This is a genomic window from Longimicrobium sp. (assembly GCF_036387355.1).
GTDB lineage: Bacteria > Gemmatimonadota > Gemmatimonadetes > Longimicrobiales > Longimicrobiaceae > Longimicrobium.
Map to the genome: position 1 here is coordinate 1 of NZ_DASVTX010000567.1, position 16,165 is coordinate 16,165.

General features: G+C 69.4%; 17 protein-coding genes. 8 read left to right on the forward strand and 9 right to left on the reverse strand.

Annotated features, from left to right (window positions below; translation table 11 throughout):
- The first annotated feature begins 415 nt into the window (after nucleotides 1–415).
- Together VF665_RS24565 and VF665_RS24570 are read left to right on the forward strand one after the other, a co-directional pair.
- A complete protein-coding gene (locus VF665_RS24565; protein WP_331056133.1) occupies nucleotides 416–643 on the forward strand; it encodes an AbrB/MazE/SpoVT family DNA-binding domain-containing protein in 228 nt (75 codons plus the stop codon).
- Between the two features lie 4 nt (nucleotides 644–647).
- Complete coding sequence (locus VF665_RS24570; RefSeq protein WP_331056134.1) at nucleotides 648–1,046, forward strand: type II toxin-antitoxin system death-on-curing family toxin; 399 nt, start codon at nucleotides 648–650, stop codon at nucleotides 1,044–1,046.
- 293 nt (nucleotides 1,047–1,339) lie between these two features.
- Here the strand turns inward: VF665_RS24570 and VF665_RS24575 are convergent, their stop codons facing one another.
- Nucleotides 1,340–1,558, reverse strand: a complete 219-nt coding sequence (locus VF665_RS24575) for a type II toxin-antitoxin system HicB family antitoxin (RefSeq protein ID WP_331056135.1) — start codon at nucleotides 1,556–1,558, stop codon at nucleotides 1,340–1,342.
- 49 nt (nucleotides 1,559–1,607) lie between these two features.
- Nucleotides 1,608–2,666 carry a glycosyltransferase family 9 protein gene (locus VF665_RS24580; protein ID WP_331056136.1) on the reverse strand — a complete coding sequence of 353 codons (1,059 nt, stop codon included), beginning with the start codon at nucleotides 2,664–2,666 and terminating at the stop codon, nucleotides 1,608–1,610.
- Nucleotides 2,667–2,831: 165 nt separating this feature from the next.
- Between VF665_RS24580 and VF665_RS24585 the strand changes: the two genes are divergently transcribed.
- Together VF665_RS24585 and VF665_RS24590 are read left to right on the forward strand one after the other, a co-directional pair.
- Nucleotides 2,832–3,050, forward strand: coding sequence for a DUF4254 domain-containing protein (locus VF665_RS24585; RefSeq protein ID WP_331056137.1), 219 nt, complete (start codon nucleotides 2,832–2,834; stop codon nucleotides 3,048–3,050).
- Nucleotides 3,043–3,315 carry a DUF4254 domain-containing protein gene (locus tag VF665_RS24590; protein WP_331056138.1) on the forward strand — a complete coding sequence of 91 codons (273 nt, stop codon included), beginning with the start codon at nucleotides 3,043–3,045 and terminating at the stop codon, nucleotides 3,313–3,315. Before VF665_RS24585 ends, VF665_RS24590 begins: the two co-directional genes overlap by 8 nt.
- 79 nt (nucleotides 3,316–3,394) lie before the next feature.
- Here VF665_RS24590 and VF665_RS24595 read toward each other — a convergent pair whose 3' ends face one another.
- Together VF665_RS24595 and VF665_RS24600 are read right to left on the reverse strand one after the other, a co-directional pair.
- On the reverse strand, nucleotides 3,395–3,982 hold the full coding sequence (locus tag VF665_RS24595; protein ID WP_331056139.1) for a PIN domain-containing protein: 588 nt from the start codon (nucleotides 3,980–3,982) through the stop codon (nucleotides 3,395–3,397).
- A complete protein-coding gene (locus tag VF665_RS24600; protein WP_331056140.1) occupies nucleotides 3,982–4,446 on the reverse strand; it encodes a helix-turn-helix domain-containing protein in 465 nt (154 codons plus the stop codon). Before VF665_RS24600 ends, VF665_RS24595 begins: the two co-directional genes overlap by 1 nt.
- Nucleotides 4,447–4,700: 254 nt before the next feature.
- Here VF665_RS24600 and VF665_RS24605 point away from each other — a divergent pair, with 254 nt between their 5' ends.
- The 4 genes from VF665_RS24605 to VF665_RS24620 all read left to right on the forward strand — a co-directional run bounded on the left by VF665_RS24605 (nucleotide 4,701) and on the right by VF665_RS24620 (nucleotide 9,030).
- The gene (locus VF665_RS24605) at nucleotides 4,701–6,476 is read left to right on the forward strand and encodes an amidohydrolase (RefSeq protein WP_331056141.1); all 1,776 of its coding nucleotides are present in this window, start codon (nucleotides 4,701–4,703) and stop codon (nucleotides 6,474–6,476) included.
- A 31-nt stretch (nucleotides 6,477–6,507) separates the two neighbouring features.
- On the forward strand, nucleotides 6,508–7,725 hold the full coding sequence (locus VF665_RS24610) for a patatin-like phospholipase family protein (RefSeq protein ID WP_331056142.1): 1,218 nt from the start codon (nucleotides 6,508–6,510) through the stop codon (nucleotides 7,723–7,725).
- A 192-nt stretch (nucleotides 7,726–7,917) separates the two neighbouring features.
- Nucleotides 7,918–8,700: a DUF72 domain-containing protein gene (locus tag VF665_RS24615; protein ID WP_331056143.1), complete on the forward strand. Its 783-nt coding sequence runs from the start codon at nucleotides 7,918–7,920 to the stop codon at nucleotides 8,698–8,700.
- Nucleotides 8,701–8,817: 117 nt separating this feature from the next.
- A complete protein-coding gene (locus VF665_RS24620; RefSeq protein ID WP_331056144.1) occupies nucleotides 8,818–9,030 on the forward strand; it encodes a hypothetical protein in 213 nt (70 codons plus the stop codon).
- A 249-nt stretch (nucleotides 9,031–9,279) separates the two neighbouring features.
- On the opposite strand, the gene VF665_RS24625 is transcribed toward VF665_RS24620, so the two are convergent.
- The 5 genes from VF665_RS24625 to VF665_RS26060 all read right to left on the reverse strand — a co-directional run bounded on the left by VF665_RS24625 (nucleotide 9,280) and on the right by VF665_RS26060 (nucleotide 16,162).
- On the reverse strand, nucleotides 9,280–9,786 hold the full coding sequence (locus VF665_RS24625; RefSeq protein WP_331056145.1) for a GAF domain-containing protein: 507 nt from the start codon (nucleotides 9,784–9,786) through the stop codon (nucleotides 9,280–9,282).
- On the reverse strand, nucleotides 9,783–10,094 hold the full coding sequence (locus VF665_RS24630) for a hypothetical protein (RefSeq protein ID WP_331056146.1): 312 nt from the start codon (nucleotides 10,092–10,094) through the stop codon (nucleotides 9,783–9,785). The genes VF665_RS24625 and VF665_RS24630 overlap by 4 nt, the downstream gene beginning before the upstream one ends.
- Before the next feature lie 85 nt (nucleotides 10,095–10,179).
- Nucleotides 10,180–10,698, reverse strand: coding sequence for an HPP family protein (locus tag VF665_RS24635; protein WP_331056147.1), 519 nt, complete (start codon nucleotides 10,696–10,698; stop codon nucleotides 10,180–10,182).
- A complete protein-coding gene (locus VF665_RS24640; protein ID WP_331056148.1) occupies nucleotides 10,695–14,435 on the reverse strand; it encodes an ABC transporter permease/M1 family aminopeptidase in 3,741 nt (1,246 codons plus the stop codon). Before VF665_RS24640 ends, VF665_RS24635 begins: the two co-directional genes overlap by 4 nt.
- Entirely contained in the window at nucleotides 14,435–16,162 is a 1,728-nt protein-coding gene (locus VF665_RS26060; protein ID WP_331056149.1) for an ATP-binding cassette domain-containing protein, read from the reverse strand. Before VF665_RS26060 ends, VF665_RS24640 begins: the two co-directional genes overlap by 1 nt.
- Between the last annotated feature and the right edge of the window lie 3 nt (nucleotides 16,163–16,165).

Genomic DNA, 16,165 nt, shown 5'->3' on the forward strand with positions numbered 1-16,165 from the left:
AGGCGCGGCGTGGACGCGCCTTCCGCGGGCGCCTTGCCGCGCGCGGAGGGCCGCTTGGCGGAGCTCTCGGCCCAGACGCGAAGCCCGTGAACCGACCAGAAGGCGTGTACGACGATCAAGGCGCGCAGGGCTCGCGTGGTCGGGCGCCGACGGCCGCATCAGGCGGTCGCGGAACAACCGCCGAATCTAGCCACCGTGGACGCGGGGTGGAAGTGCCGTCTGCAATTCTGTTCCACCAAATCACCGGCGACTGCGTTGCCCTTGCTCCGTCATTGCAGGACCCGCCGAGTTCCCCGTGTATCCCGCACGCCGCGTCGGTCGCGACAGCGCCGCTGATCGACGCAGAGATTCGGCACGTTGCGCGGGTAGCACAATCGTGCTACCGTACGTGCCGGCTCTCATCTCAGGAGGCACCATGGTTCGCGAGATTGTTCTACGCCAGGCGGGGGGCTCCGTTACGGCGACGCTTCCCAAGGACATGGCCGATCGTCTTCACGTCGCGGCAGGGGACAAGGTCTACGCGATTGAGACTGACCGCGGAGTTCTGCTTACGCCCTACGATCCCGACTTTGACGACGCGATGCAGGCGTTCGAGGAAGTACGGCGCCAGTACCGGAACACATTGAAGAAACTGGCCGAGTGAGCCGATGCCGGAACCTCGTTGGCTCTCCCGGCTCATCATTGACGTAATCCACTCGGAGATGCTCCAGGAGCACGGCGGAGCACCGGGTGTGCGGCAAGGGGGCGAGGACCTGATCGAGGCGGCGCTGGCTCGTCCACAGAACCGTCTGGCCTACGTGCCGGAGTCCGACCTGCCCGCGCTGGCCGCGGCGTATCTCGCAGGGTTGGTAAAGAACCACGGCTATGTCGACGGAAACAAGCGAGTGGCATTCGCGTCCGCCGCAACGTTCCTTCAACTGAATGGATTGCGGCTCACAGCTCCGGAACCGGAAGCATACCATGCCGTCATCGGACTGGTGGAGGGACGGTATTCAGAGGAGCAGGTAGCCGCGTGGCTTCGAAGCCGGTCCGAGTCTGTCGGCTGAGCGCTCGGCCCTCCAGGCGAGCTGGTGAGCCGTTCATCAAACCAGCGGGAGAACGGAATGCGCGCGCCGCGTACCATGGCAGAGGGCGACCGGCCTCCCCGCGTACCCCGCCACCCACGCGTCCTCCGCATGAACCGGCCGTAGAAGCCCGGGCCCGCATGGAGCCGGTCCGAACGCGGACAGCTACGGGACGGCGCACGGTGCCCGGCGCACCGTCCTTTTGATTCGTGAGAAGGCAGCCGCGGCATTGCCTGCGGCTGCCCTGAAGATGGGCTGCAAGCTCAGGCGGAGGCTTACGCGTAGAGCAGACGTCCCTTGCGCTGAGTAACGGGGCGACCCAGGTCCTCGGCCGTTTCAATCCACTCGCGGATGACGACCTCTACGTGGGAGATCGCCTCCGCGTGGGTTGCCCCATCCGCGGCGCAACCGGGAAGCTCCGGGACCTCGGCTACAAACGCCTGATCCTCGTCACTCCAGCGGATGATCACTTCATAACGATACTCAGGCTTCATCCGATTCTCCTGCGAGCTTGTCCTCATCTCGATGGCGGAATCCGCGCTGCTACAGATTTGCCATCCGAGCACGCCCGCGGTACTTCCGATCCCACACGGCGACCTTTTCCAGCACCTGGTCAACGGTGATCGTCCTCGTGCGGCCCGGGCGCTTCTCCGGCGTGATGGGATAATCCTCGCCGGGGTCTCCGTACGCATCCACCAGCAGATCGTAAAAGCGGCGGTACGGGCCGATGCGCTTGGGATTGTAGTATCCGATCAGCGCCACCGTCGGCGTGTTGAGCGCGGTGGCGATGTGCATGGGCCCCGTATCCAGCGCCACCACGAGGTCGGAAGCATCAAAGATCCCCACCAGTTCGCGCAGCGGCACGCCCAGCGTGGAAACGACCGGGTGCCGCGCTCGCTCCAGGATCACGCGTTCCGTGGCCAGCTCCCGCTCGGAGCGCCCGCCAACGAGCACCGGCTGCAGCCCGAACCGCTCGTACAGCGCATCGGCCAGCTCGGCCCAGCGCTCCGGCACCCAGTCCTTTTCCTCGCGCGTGGTGCCGATCACCAGCGACGCGGCGGGCCGGTCCAGGCGGGCCAGAAAGGCGCGCTGCGCATCACGCTCGTGCTCCCACGGGCCCAGGTTCCACGTCACCGGCTCATGCGGCACGCCCAGCACGTCCAGGAACTCGAAGTACTGGTCCTGCACGTGCCGCTGTCCACGCGGCGGGATCTTGTTGGTCGTCACCAGCCAGTTCCAGTCACGCGCGCGCGCGCGGTCGAACCCCAGCTTCACGGGCGCGGAGGCCAGGGCCGTCACCATGCTGGCCTTGGCGTACACCTGCAGGTTGATGACGACGTCGAACTTTCGCCCCCCGAGCTGCCTGCGGATGCCGGTGAACGCGCGCCACCCCGCCCGCCGCTCGAACAGGATGATCTCGTCCACGTCCGGATGCCCGCGCACCAGCGACGCCGGGCCGGGCTGCAGCACCCAGGTGATCTGGATGCCGGGATCGTGGCGCTTGAGCGCCGTAACGACGGGGAGCACGTGAACGGTGTCGCCCACGGCGCTCATCATTACGATCAGGACGCGCGCGCGGGGCGGAAGGCGAACGGCGGACAACGGAGGCGGGGCACGGGTGGACGGGCGAAAAACGGCGCGCAAGATAGCCGGGCCGCGGCGCGTGCCGCAATTCGGGGCGGAGTGGCGCGGCATGCGCCGTCCGTGTACATTCGCGGCGCACTGTCACGGCGGCGCAGCACCCGCCCGCACCACCGGAAGGCCGGAATGAACGAAACCATCGGAACGCTGATCGCGCGCCTCGCCGAGACCAACATCGAGCTCTGGCACGAGGAAGACAAAGCGCGCGTGGATGATGACCACCAGGTGGCCGCCGCCAAGCGCGCGGTCGACAAGCTGAACCAGAAGCGCAACGACCTCATCGAGCGCATCGACGAGGCCGTGATGGATGCCGTGCGCGCCGCCGGCGGAGGCGCCCGTGGCTGAAACGGTCGGCTCGCTGGTGGACAAGCTCAGCATCATTGAGCTCAAGATCTACCACATGCGCGAGCAGGCCGAGCGGCCGGACGCGGCGCCGGAGTTCGTGGAGCGGTGCAACGGGCGGCTGGAGGTCATGCGCATGCAGCGCGACGACCTGGCCCAGGAGCTCAGCACGCTGCTGACGGACATCGCCTCCGGCCGCGTTGTGCCCAAGGTGTACCGCCAGTTCAAGATGTACAACGATCCGCAGTACCGTCAGCCCGCCTCCTGACGCGCCCCGCGGAATCACAGAAACGCCGCCCCGGCTCCATGCCCGGGCGGCGTTCTGATTTCCTCTCGTAATCTGATGGCTACAGCGTGCCCTCCCGGGTAGCCACCGCGCACGCCAGCCCCAGCGCCGTCTGAACCAGCCCCGCCGAACGGAGGTTGTCCAGGTACTCCGGAACCGTCGCGGGCGGGCGGCGCAACGCGGCCCGATGCCGTGCGGCTGCCACGCAGAACCGTTCGGGGTTGTCGGCGATCAGCTCCGATGCGAACTCGTCAGGGCCTGTGACACGCACGCCCAACGGCTCGGTGCAGTGTGCCGGGAAATCCCGCTGATTGAACGTGACGATGGTTGATGCGCCACTATGGACCGCGACGGCCAGGACGTGGCGGTCGCCCGGGTCGGGCAGGTGCAGCGTAGCGATTCGCCGTTCGTAGCCCTCCACCAGAGCGCCTGGAACGGCGGCCTCCATCAATCGAACCGTGCGATTCAGCCTGGCTGGATCGAGGTCAGGCCGGTTCCGGAGCAGATTTCTCGTCCACTCCGCGTGAATGTGCTCCGACCAGTGCGGCAGCAGGAGCCCCTCGCGAGCGACGTGGATGAAGAGGTCGCGCGGCGCGGCCGCATAGAGCACAGTGGCATCCAGTACGGCACGGACCGCCGCGGCGTTCATCAGTCGTAGAGCCCCATTTCCTGGCTGAGTTCCACAAGTTCACGCGCGGCGCGGTCGGCGTCGGCGTCCATGCGGGCCTTGTACTCCAGCAGATCGGCAAGGCGGATGCGGCGGTGCGTGCCCACCCTGGTGAACCGGATCTCGCCTGCTTCAAGCAACTTGACCAGATGGGGGCGTGACACGTTCAGGATGTCAGCCCCTTCCTGGGTGGTGACCTGACGGTCGACCGGAGCGAGCGCCACCGCGTGTCCCTGCGCGAACTCGCCGAGAATCTGCTCGAGCATCTGAAACGCGATTTCGGGGATCGTGACCTGCTCGGACCCCTGATCGCGAGAAAGAATGAGCGTAACGGCACCGTCGGGCCGGGTGATACGCCGGAGCGCCGAGGCGCTGCGTTTGGCGAGGTCGACGTCGTCAGCGCTGGGCCGTACCGGGGCACCGACGTTCTTGGCTGCGATCATCATGGTGCTGCTCCCGCATGGAGTGGTCTGCGACACCTCGAATGTAAGCACATTCGAAATAAACGCAACACCGCTCAATCCGTGGCGGCTCCTGAATGTACGTCCCCGATCCGAGCAAGTGAACAACGTGGACAGAGGATAACGACGTGGTTCCGGCCGCGCAACGCTCCTGTCGTGCTCAGGTGTTTGTCACGCGGCGGCGGGGGCGGTATGATGTGCGGATCTCCGGAACAGCATCCCCCCACCGACACTCCGCGATGACGCCGCGCAGCCGCTCCCTCCTGCTCGCATTGTGTGCGCTCTCGGCCTGCGCGCAGCCGCGCCCGCCGGTGCTGCACGGGCCCGCACCCCAGGACCCGGAATCGCAGCGCGCGCGCTCGCCGGGGTGGCCGCAGCCCCGCGCCGGCGAACAGGCCGACATGGTGCTGGTGGGCGGCCGCGTGTTTCTGGCCGACAGCGCCAACACGGTGGCGCAGGCCATCGCCCTGCGCGGGGGCACCGTGCTGGCGGTGGGCACGGACGCGCAGATCCGGGCGCTCGCCGGGCCGCAGACGCGCACGGTGAACCTGCAGGGGCGGCTGGTGACGCCGGGCTTCAACGACGCGCACGTGCACTTCGGCTCCGGCGGGCAGAACCTGCTGCAGGTCACGCTGCAGGGCGCCACCACGACGGCGGAGATCGAGCGCCGCGTGGCAGCCGCCGCCGCGCAGGCCGCCCCCGGCGAGTGGATCCTCGGCCGCGGGTGGGACCAGACGCGCCTCCCCGCATCCGAACTGGGGCCGGGCGGGTGGCCCACCACCGCGCCGCTGGACCGCGCGGCGCCCAACAACCCCGTCCTTCTGTCCCGCGTGGACGGCCACACCTCGTGGGCCAACACGGCCGCGCTGCGCATCGCCGGGATCAACCGGCAGACGGCCAACCCGTCCGGCGGCGAGGTCGTCCGCGATCCCCGCACCGGCGAGGCGACGGGCATCCTCAAGGAATCGGCGGAAGGGCTGGTGGGCCGCTTTGTTCCCGAACCCACCCCCGCGCAGGCGCGCCGCGGCATCCTGGCCGCGATGGAGCTGGCCGCGCGCACGGGAGTCACCAGTGTGCAGAGCGACGTGAACCCCACCGACGTGGCGGTCTACCAGGCCCTGCGCGACGCGGACTCGCTCACGGTGCGCATCTACGGATGGTTTCCGCTGCAGAAGGCGGTGATCGACTCCCTGCGCGCGCGGCGGATCACCGCGCCCACGGGGGACGAGTGGCTGCGGCTGGGGATGGTGAAGGGGTACACGGACGGCACGCTGGGCTCGCGCACCGCGTACATGCTGGAGCCGTTCGCCGACGACCACAGGGTGCGCGGGCTGCCGCAGTACACCGTCGCGCAGCTGGACTCGCTGGTAACCGCGGCCGACGCGGCGGGGCTGCAGGTAATCCTTCACGCCATCGGCGACGCGGCCAACCGGCAGGCGCTGGACGCGTTTGAGAACGCGTCCCGGGTGAACCCCGCGCATCCGCGCCGCCACCGCATTGAGCACGCACAGGTGCTGGACCGGGCCGACATCCCCCGCTTCCGCCAGCTGGGCGTCATCGCCAGCATGCAGCCCACGCACGCCACCAGCGACATGCGCTGGGCGGAAACGCGCATCGGCCACGCGCGGGCGGAGGAGGGCGCGTACGCCTGGCGCTCGCTACTGAACGCGGGCGCGACGGTCATCTTCGGCACCGACTTTCCGGTGGAGCCCATGCCGCCGGTGGAGGGCATCTACTCCGCCGTTACCCGCCAGAGCCGCGAAGAGCCGGGCGTGCCCCCGGGCGGCTGGCTCCCCTCGCAGCGGCTGACGCGCGAGGAGGCCATCCGCCTGTACACGGCGGCGTCGGCCATCGGCGAGTGGCAGGAGGCGCGCAAGGGCACGCTGCGCCCGGGCATGCTGGGTGACCTGGTAGTGTGGGACCGCGACCTGCTGGCCATCCCCGAAGCGGACATCCTGAAGGCCGCGCCGGTGATGACGGTCGTGGGCGGACGCGTGGTGTTCGAGCGCCGATGAGCCCTTGCACGCGGCAGACGGGAGGCGTGGCGTGACGGACGGGCAGCCGCGTTATCCGGACGGGTTCCGGTCGCAGGCCGGGCGCGAGTTCGCGCCGGCGGGCGCCACCACGGACCACGGGGAGCTGGCCATGGTGCTTACCGGGGGCGGCGCGCGCGGCGCCTACCAGGTGGGGATGCTGCGCTACCTGGCTCGCGCGTATCCGGACCTGCAGATCCCCATCCTCTGCGGGGTGTCGGCGGGGGCCATCAACACTGCGCTGCTGGCGCAGCACCACGGCACGTTTCAGCAGGCGGTGACGGAGCTGGCGGGGCTGTGGTCGGAGCTCATGCCGGAGCGCATCTTTCGCGTGGACGTGCGCTCGCTGGCGGCCAACATCGGGCGCTGGGGCGTCCGCCTCACTTCCGGCGGCTTCGGGCAGAGCCACGCGCGCGGGCTGGTGGACACGTCACCGCTGCGGGGATTTCTGGAAGAAGCCCTCGCCCCCGTGAACGGCGAGCTGACGGGGATCGATTACAACCTGCACCGCGGCACGCTCAAGGCCACCAGCATCAGCACCACGGACTACAACACCGGGCAGTCGGTGGTGTGGGTGCAGGGGCGCGACATTGAGACGTGGGAGCGGCCGGGGCGCACCAGCCGCAGCTGCCGGCTCACGGTGGACCACATCATGGCCTCCGCGGCGCTCCCCCTCTTCTTTCCCGCGGTGCAAATCGGGCCGCACTGGTACGGCGACGGCGGCATCAAGCTCACGGCGCCGCTCTCCCCCGCCCTGCACCTGGGCGCGCGGCGCATTCTGGCCGTCAGCACGCGCTACGACCGCACGCGCGACGAGGCGAACCACGCGGACGTGCGGGGCTATCCTCCGCCGGCGCAGGTGATCGGCCAGCTGATGGACGCCATCTTTCTGGAGATGGTGGACCAGGACGTGGCGCGGATGGAGCGCATCAACCGCATCGTGCAGCGCGTGCCGCCGGAGTACCGGGACGGGATGCGCCCGGTGGAGTTGATGGTGATGCGGCCGTCGCGCGACCTGGCGAAGCTGGCGGCGAACTACGAGCCGCGCCTGCCCCGCGCCTTTCGATTGATGACGCGCGGCCTGGGCACGCGGCAGACCTCCAGCCCCGACGTGCTGAGCATGATCATGTTCCAGGACGATTACGCCAAGCGGCTGATGGCGCTGGGCGAAGAGGACGCCGAGAGGCGCGGCGAGGAGCTGGATCGGTTTCTGCGGCCGGACGAGCAGTAGGGGAACAGCAGTACGAAAGTACGAGAGTACGAGAGTACAGAACCAAGGGCCGCAGTGCGGAAGCACAGCGCGAAACATCGAAAGTACGAGAACAGAACGCCGCCCGACGCCATGCGCCGGGCGGCGTTCCTCTTATCACTTTCGTACTCTCGTACCGTTCTTCCCGGCACCGCCAATGCATGGACCCGCCGCATGCCTTCCCCTGATGCGCGTCCCGAGAAGCCGTCCGCAGCGCCGGAATCCATCGTTCCGGGCGTGCTGATCGGGTGCGCGGGGTGGTCGCTGCCGCGCGAGGTGCAGGACCAGTTCCCCGCGGAGGGCACACATCTCCAGCGTTATTCGCGGGTGTTCGGCGTGGCGGAGATCAACTCCTCGTTCCATCGTCCGCATCGCCCGTCGACGTACGCGAAGTGGGCGCACAGCGTTCCCGAGGATTTCCGTTTCTCCGCCAAGCTGCCCAAGGCCATCACGCACACGCAGAAGCTCGTCGACACGGACGACCTGCTGGACGCGTTTCTGGCCGAGATCGGCGGGCTTGGTGAAAAGCTGGCCTGCCTGCTCGTGCAGCTTCCGCCGAGCCTGCGGCTGAACGCGGAGGTGGCGGGCGCGTTCTTCGCCGGGCTGCGGGCGCGCACCGCCGTGTCCGTGGTCTGCGAGCCGCGCCACGAGACCTGGTTCACCGCCGAAGCCGACGCGCTCCTGGCGGATGCGGGCGTCGGGCGTGTGGGCGCGGATCCGGCGCGCGTCCCCGCCGCAGCGCATCCCGGCCCGTGGGGGCGCATCGCGTACGATCGCCTGCACGGATCACCCCGCATCTACTACTCATCGTACGCATCCGACTTCCTCGCGAGCCTCGCCGCACGCCTCCGTGCGGAAGTGGATGCGGGGCGGCAGGCGTGGTGCATCTTCGACAACACCGCGTCCGGCGCCGCAGCCGCCAACGCGCTGGAACTCCGCACCCTGCTCACGGGATGAAAGTCACGCCTGGCGTATAGGTCATTTGGCCCATCCGCGAGTCGGGGGTGCTGCGTAGATTGGGGCACGTTCGGCGCGACAGCGCGCCGGGCTGGCCTCAGCACTGGAGTTGTCCCGATGCGTACCCGCGACCTGATCCCTCTCGCCATCTGCCTGGGCATCTTCGTGGCCGGCAACGTGGTTTCGGCGGAGGCGCTGGCGGGAGCAAAGACGGCGGCGCCCACGCAGACCTGCGCTGTCGCCGTCGCGTATCATCCCGCTTCCCAAACCGAGACGCCGCGCCAAGAGCAGCACGCCCGCGCGCCGGAGTGCATCGCACTGGCGCGCTGATCCGCGCCATCCGCATATGAAGAACAAACCGCCGCTCCCGATGGGGGAGCGGCGGTTCGTTTTTTCGGGGACGCGGAGGTCGCGGGGAACTTCAGGGATTCGGGAATAGGAACGGCCGGCCAACAGATCTCCCTCCGTTCCTTTCCCTCTGTGTCTCTGTGCCTCTGTTAGAGACTCAATCTCTTGCAGTTCCCCCCGCGCACCTCCGCCTCCGCGTGAGACGCAGTCAACGGCACCGGCCAACACACCTCAGACCGCCGCGCGCGCCTCGAGCCGGCGAACGGCCTCCGCGGCGAGCCCGCGCAGGATCTGCAGTTCATCTTCCGTGAACGTGCGCTCCTCCAGGCCCACGACGCACAGGTTGCCCAGCACGTGCCCGCGCGACGAGATCAGCGGCACCCCGGCGTAGCAGCGCACGCCATCCAGCGTAACCAGCGGATTGGTCTGGTGATACGGATGCTCCGTCGCGCTCTCCACCACGAACGCCTCGCGCGAGCGCACGGAGGTGGCGCAGAACGACCACTCCACGGGGTGCCCGCGCGTTTCGCCCAGCCACAGCCCGTCGATGCCGTGCGAGCCCGCCACGTGCAGCGCCTCGTCCAGCACCACGCTCACCAGCGAAACCGGCATTCCCAGCCGTTCCGCGGCCTCGGACGCGATCTCCTTCATGATGGGATCGACGTCGGGCGAAAGCAGGTCCAGGTCGGTGATCTCCTGGAGGCGCTCCGCGTTGAACAAAGGATCAGGATGGTTCATTCCCGCACTCCTGCGGTCAGGGCGGGCTTGCCGGCGAGCCGTGCGTAGGTCCGCATGCGGATTTCAATGCTGCGTGCAATGGCGGTGCAGGCGCCGCCCTGCGCGCCCAGCGTCTGCACCGCGCGCTCAAGCTGCGCGGGCTCCACGCGGCCCACGGGCAGACCGGCGGCGGCGCAGGCCTCGGCCCAGCGCTGCTCGCCGCGCTCCGGGCCGAACACCCGCTGCAGCGCGGCGCGGGCATCGCCCTCCGCCGGGGGATGGAGGTTGTACCCGGGAACGGGCGCGAGACCGGGAGACGGTGAATCCATGTCTTTCTCAGGAGCGGGGATCGTCGGCGCGGCTGCCCGTAGTACGAGCGGAACGCCGCAACCGGATCTAAGGCCTGTCCACAGTCTAGCGCCGCGCGGCGTGCCGGGCCAGCGTCCACACCGCCGCGCGCTGCAGAACCACCAGCACCGCCGTGATCCCCACCGCCAGCGCGAACAGCGCCAGGTTGCTCTCCGGCCCCGCCCGCAGCGAAAAGCTCAGCGCCGTCGACACCGCCGGCGGATGCACCGCGTCCGTGACGATCATCAGCAGAATGGTGGCGGTCATGGCCAGCGCGGCGGCCGGGTACCCCGGCCCGAACGCCAGAAACCCCGCCAGCCCCAGCGACGCCGCGCTCATCTGCGCGATCAGCAGGGTGCGCACGCGGTTGGTGCCGTGCTCCGGGTCCATGTAGATCAGAAACGCGCTGGACGCCAGCGAGGCAAAGAGCAGGCGCTGCTCCGTAAGCATCTGCACCAGCAGCAGCACCAGCAGCACGGTGGCGGTCGGCAGGGCGGCGAGCGCCAGTTCGCCCCGCAGCGGCAGCCGGCGCCGGGCGGCGCGCTGCTCTCCTCCGCCCGGCGCCAGGCTCTCCTTCTCCGTCACGGACGCGCCGCGCTGTCCCGACGCGCGGCGGGTCGCGCAACGGTGTCGCGGCGCGCCGCCGGGGCGCGCCGGACGGTGCCGCTGCGCGCCGAGTCCACGCGCGGCGGGGCGGCGCCCGCCGTGTCCGCGGGACGCGCCCGGTACATCGTGCCCACGGCGGGGCGCGAGCCGGCCAGTTCCTTCACGTTGTCCGCCACGTCGCGGTCAATCAGCTTGTGCAGCGGATCGATCCCCGCGCGCGTGGGCCGCTCGTTCACCCGGATGCGAAAGCGGCGCGGCTGGCCGTCGAAGCGGAACTTGCGCAGGTAGATGGGCGTGTCCTCATTCGCCCCGAACACGCCGACGTCGATCCAGTCCCCGATCTGCACCGGCTGGCTGCGCCCCAGCCCGTCGGCGCGCACCTTGGCGGCGGTCACCACCAGGTCCACGTCGAAGCCCCCGCCCCGCACCGCCGTGGACCGCGCGGAAACCGCCTGCAGGTCCCACAGCGTGATGGTGCTGAACAGGTCGTCCACCAGGTACGCCAGCGAATCCGGCGTGGCCGCGCGCAGCTGGCGCACCAGGGCGGCGGAGGTGGGGTACGGCGCCGCCTTGCCGCGGGTCTCCTCCAGGTACGCGCGCACCGCCCCGTTCACCCGCTGCTCGCCCAGGTAGTCGCGCAGGGCGTACATGGCCAGCGCGCCCTTGTTGTAGTGGATGTACTGCTGGTTCTCCACCAGGGCCAGCGGCATTTCCGCCCGCCGCTCCTCGCTGCGCCCCTTGAGGTACCCATCCAGCTCGAAGCGCAGAAAGCGGCCGATCTTTTCGCGGCCGAACTCCTTTTCCATCACCATCAGCGCGCTGTACTCGGCCAGCGTTTCGCTCAGCATGGCCGCGCCCTGCACGTCGGCGGGGACGGCCTGGTGCCCCCACCACTGGTGCCCCACCTCGTGCGCCGTGACAAAGAACGGGTAGTCGATGTCGTCGTCGCCCACGTCGGCAATGAAGCCGATCCCCTCGCTGTACGGCACCGTCCCCGCAAAACTCTGCGCGAAGTCGGCGTAGCGGGGGAACTCCACGATGCGGATCTGCTTGTGCTGGTACGGGCCGAACTGCGCCGTGTAGTAGTCCAGCGACTTCTGGATGGCCCGGATCATCCGCGCCACGTTGTACTCGTGCCCGGGGTGATGGAACACCTCGATCTGCACGTCGCGCCACCGATCGCGCTGTACGGCGTAGCGGGCGGACTGGATGGAGTAGAACGAGAGCATCGGCACGTCCATGCGGTACTCAAAGAAGCGCCGCCCGCCCTTGCGCCACTCGCGCACCAGCCGCCCCGGCGCGATGGCCGTCTGGTCGCCGGAAGTAGACAAAGTAGCCGCGAAGTTGATCCAGTCCGCGTCGCGCGAAATGGCGTTGCGCGCAACGCCCGCCGCGTCGTTGATGGGGCGCGCCCGCGGCCGCTCCGGGAGACCGTACCGGTCGCGCGCCTGCTCGTCAGCCAGCTCCCCTTGCTCGTTGTAGCCGATGCCGGGCACCCACTCGTTGGAAAAGAAGGTCCCGTTTTCCACCACGGGAAAGAACGAGGGTTCGTCCTCGAACCCGCGCGCCAGGTACGACACCTGAAAGCGCAGTTCCGTGCTGTCCCCGGGCGCCAGCGGGCGCGCCAGGCGAAACGCGTGGTACCCCTTCTCGTCGTCGTCGATGAACTGCCGGGCCGGAACGCCCAACTGCATGCGCTCCACCCGCAGGCTGCTGGTGAGGTCCACGTGAATCTGGTCCACCGGCCGCCCGGAGCGGTTCACCAGCCGGTACACGCCACGGATGCGCATGCTGCGGCGCTCCGGGTACAGGTCCACGTTCAGCTTGACATCGGTGATGCGCGGCTGCGGAAGCGACAGGTACTTGCGGTAGTCCTTTTCGTACTGCGCCTGAATGCGTGCGGCGTCCTCCTCCGGCGTCCACTCGTTCAGCGTCACCGTGTTGTGCACGATCCAGCCGCCCGTGGCCGTCATCAGCGCCAGCACGGCGAGCGCGGTGGCCAGCACGGGGCGGGTGGCGCGACCGCGGGCCAGCCGCATGCGCCAGTCGCGGCTGGTCTCCTGCCCGCGCACCCAGAACAGGTGGGCCATCAGCAGAAGCAGCGCCGCCGCCAGCGCCCAGAACGCCATGTACCACGCCCAGGCCCGGACCGTGTGCCCGTACCCGTTCATGTCGGAGTAGAACGTGGTGGGCGTGCCTCCGTAGATGAACAGGTTGTGCGAGAGCCCCGCAGTCACGGCAAAGGGCGCCAGCACAAAGAAGAGGATGACGGCCAGGTGCCCCACGTACTTGTGGTTGGCCAGCGTGTGGATCGTCATGGCCAGCACGATGAGCAGCACGTAGCCGCTCAGCCCCAGCCCGAACAGCTCCTTGAGGTACAGCCCCGGCTCGTAGCGAAAGTAGCCCTGCACCGTCTGGATGAGCATGCCGCACACCATGGCGGCCGTCATCAGCACGGCGATCATTCCGGTGAGCGCGATGGCCTTTCCCGCCAGCGGCACCCAGTTGGGAATGGGCATGCTGTCGTAGATCCCGGCCACGCGCACCTCGCGCTCTTCCCACACCAGCTCGCCCGCGTACACGGCCACGATGATGACCAGAAAGAGCGCGAAGCTGGTCCCCAGCAGGTCCACCACCTGGTAGGTGACGGGAAAGGTCTGCGTGCCGTACAGGCTGCCCAGCTCCGTGGACATGAGCAGCATGAAGAGGATGCACAGGCTGGCCAGGATCCAGAACCACGGCCCGCGCACGATGCGCAGAAAGCCCGCGTGCGCGGCCGCCGCCACCTGCCGCGCACGCGCGCCGGGGCTGAACGAGCGGACGGGGCGCGGAATGCGCAGCACGGCCGAGAGCGAGGGCGCCTCGGTGGGGGGCGGCGGGGGCGCCCCGCCCTCTTCGCGCACGAACTGCGCAAAGCGGAACCGGTGTACGGCCCACGCCAGCCCGGCGCCCGTCAGCGCCAGCCAGAGCGCGCGGTTGCGCAGCAGCGACGCGGTCAGCGGCAGCGCCAGCGTGTTGCGCTCGTCCACGCTCCAGTAGCGCAGCGACCAGCGGAGCGGCGCCCACCCGAACGGGTCCATCAGCTGCGTCCACCAGCTGAAGTCCAGCGCGGCGGCAAACACCGCCGCCACGCTCCACGCCACCAGCAGCGCCAGCCCGCCCGCCTGCACCGCGGCAAAACGGCGGGTGAGCGCGGCCAGCCCCAGGAAGAGCGCCGACGCCAGCAGCACGTCGGGGATCACGAAGAGCACGAACGGGATGACGTACGCCATCGGCCCGTAGCTGCCGATGCGCCCGGCCTCCACGAACGGCATTACCGTGGCCGTGGCCATCCCCAGCGGCAGGCTGAGCATCACCAGCAGGTTGGCCGCCACCGAGCCCAGGTAGCGGCCGCCCAGGTAGGCCCCCTTGCTGGTGGGCGTGGTAAAGAACAGCGGGTGGATGCCGGTTTCGAAGTCGCGGAACGCGGCCCGCCCCGCCAGCCCCGCGGCCACGGGCACGCCCACGATGGCGAGCACGGCCATGATCCCGGCAATGCTGGCCGGCGAGTTGGCCTTCACCACCGCCGCGCCCAGCTCAAACGAGTCCCACGCGCCGGCGGTCGCGGCCATCATCACGAACGCGAGCGCGAAGAAGACGGCGAAGTACACCCAGGTGGAGATGCGCCGGCCCTGGTGGCGCAGTTCAAACGCCGCCAGGCGAAGCAGCACGGACATCATTCCGCGCCCTCGTCCCCGCGCCGCGCCGGGTTGTCCGGCGAGTGCGGATGGATGACGGACCGGTCCACCGGCGGAAAGAACGGAAGCTCCGGTGCGGATTCGGTGCGCGGCGCTGGCGGATTCTGATCGTCGCGCGGCGGATGAACAGCGGCGCGATCCTCATCGATCATCAGCGGAACCATGCCCGGCGCTAGCGGATTCTGATCGTCCGCAACGCGCGGCGGATGGACAGCGGCACGATCCTCATCCATCCGCGGCGCAGCCATGCCCGGCGCTGGCGGATCCTGATCGTCGCGGGGCGGATGAACAGCGGCGCGATCCTCATCGATCATCGGCGGAACCATGCCCGACGCTGGCGGATTCTGATCGTCCGCAACGCGCGGCGGATGGACAGCGGCCCGGTCCTCATCCATCCGCGGCGGGATGGTGGACGGCGAGTTTCCCGTCGCCGGGGGATGGATGGACGCCCGCACATCAGCCGCGCCCGGTTGCGCCTGCGGAGCAGATTCGCGGGTCGGTGCAGGGTCGATCTGCGGCGCGGAGTCGATGACCGGCGCGGGATCGATGACCGGCGCGGGATCGATGACCGGCGCGGCGTCGTCACGTTGCGGAGCGGCATCCGCGTGCGGTGCCGGACTGGCGACCGGCGGAGCGGCATCGACGATCGGCGCCGAATCGGCCATACGCGGCGCGTCATCCTCCGGGCGGCGGCGGAAGGCTGCCCAGGGGTCGGCGGCGGCGTCCGCGGCGAGCGGCGCCGGGGCGGCGGCCGGCGTGTGCGGCGCGATCCGCTCGAACTCGGCGGACGGGGGGGCGACGTGCAGTTCCACGGGTGCGGACTGCTCGCGATGCAGGCTCAGCCCGCGCATCAGCGTGAAGTACACGTCCTTCAGGTCCGGCTGCACGCGCTGGAACGTGCCGTCGGGCGCGGCGTCGGCGACCACGTGCACCACCGTTTCGCCGCCCAGCAGCGTGGTGGAGATCACCTGATGCGCCTGCTCGAACGCGGCGAGCTCGTCGCGCGGCACCTCGCGGCGCCACACCCGTCCATGCAGCGCGCGCACGGCTTCGGCGGGCACCGCCTCCAGCAGGATGCGCCCGCCCTGAATGACAGCCATGCGCTGGCACAGGTCGCTCACGTCCTCCACGATGTGCGTGGAAAGGAGCACGACCGCGTTCTCGCCCAGCGCGCTCAGCAGGTTCAGAAAGCGCACGCGCTCCGCCGGGTCCAGCCCCGCCGTGGGCTCGTCCACGATGATGAGCCGCGGGTTGCCGATGAGCGCCACCGCGATCCCGAACCGCTGCCGCATTCCGCCTGAGAATCCGCCCAGCCGCTGGTCGCGGGCGTCCCACAGGTTGGTCTGCTCCAGCAGCGAGCGCACCGTTTCCCGCCGCTCGCGGGCGCTCACAACGCCCTTGAGCAGGGCAAAGTGGTCCAGCAGCTCCGCCGCGGTGGACTTGGGATACAGCCCGAACTCCTGGGGCAGGTAGCCCAGGGTGCGCCGCACGGATTCCTTGTCGCGCAGCACGTCGATGTCGCCCAGCGTCACCGCGCCGCCGTCCGCCTCCTGCAGCGTGGCCAGGATGCGCATCAGCGTGCTCTTTCCCGCGCCGTTGGGCCCCAGCAGGCCGAACATGCCGGGGACGATGGTGAGGCTCACGTCGCGCAGGGCGTGCACGCCGTTGGGGTACGTCTTGCGGAGACGGTCGATCTTGAGTTCCACGTG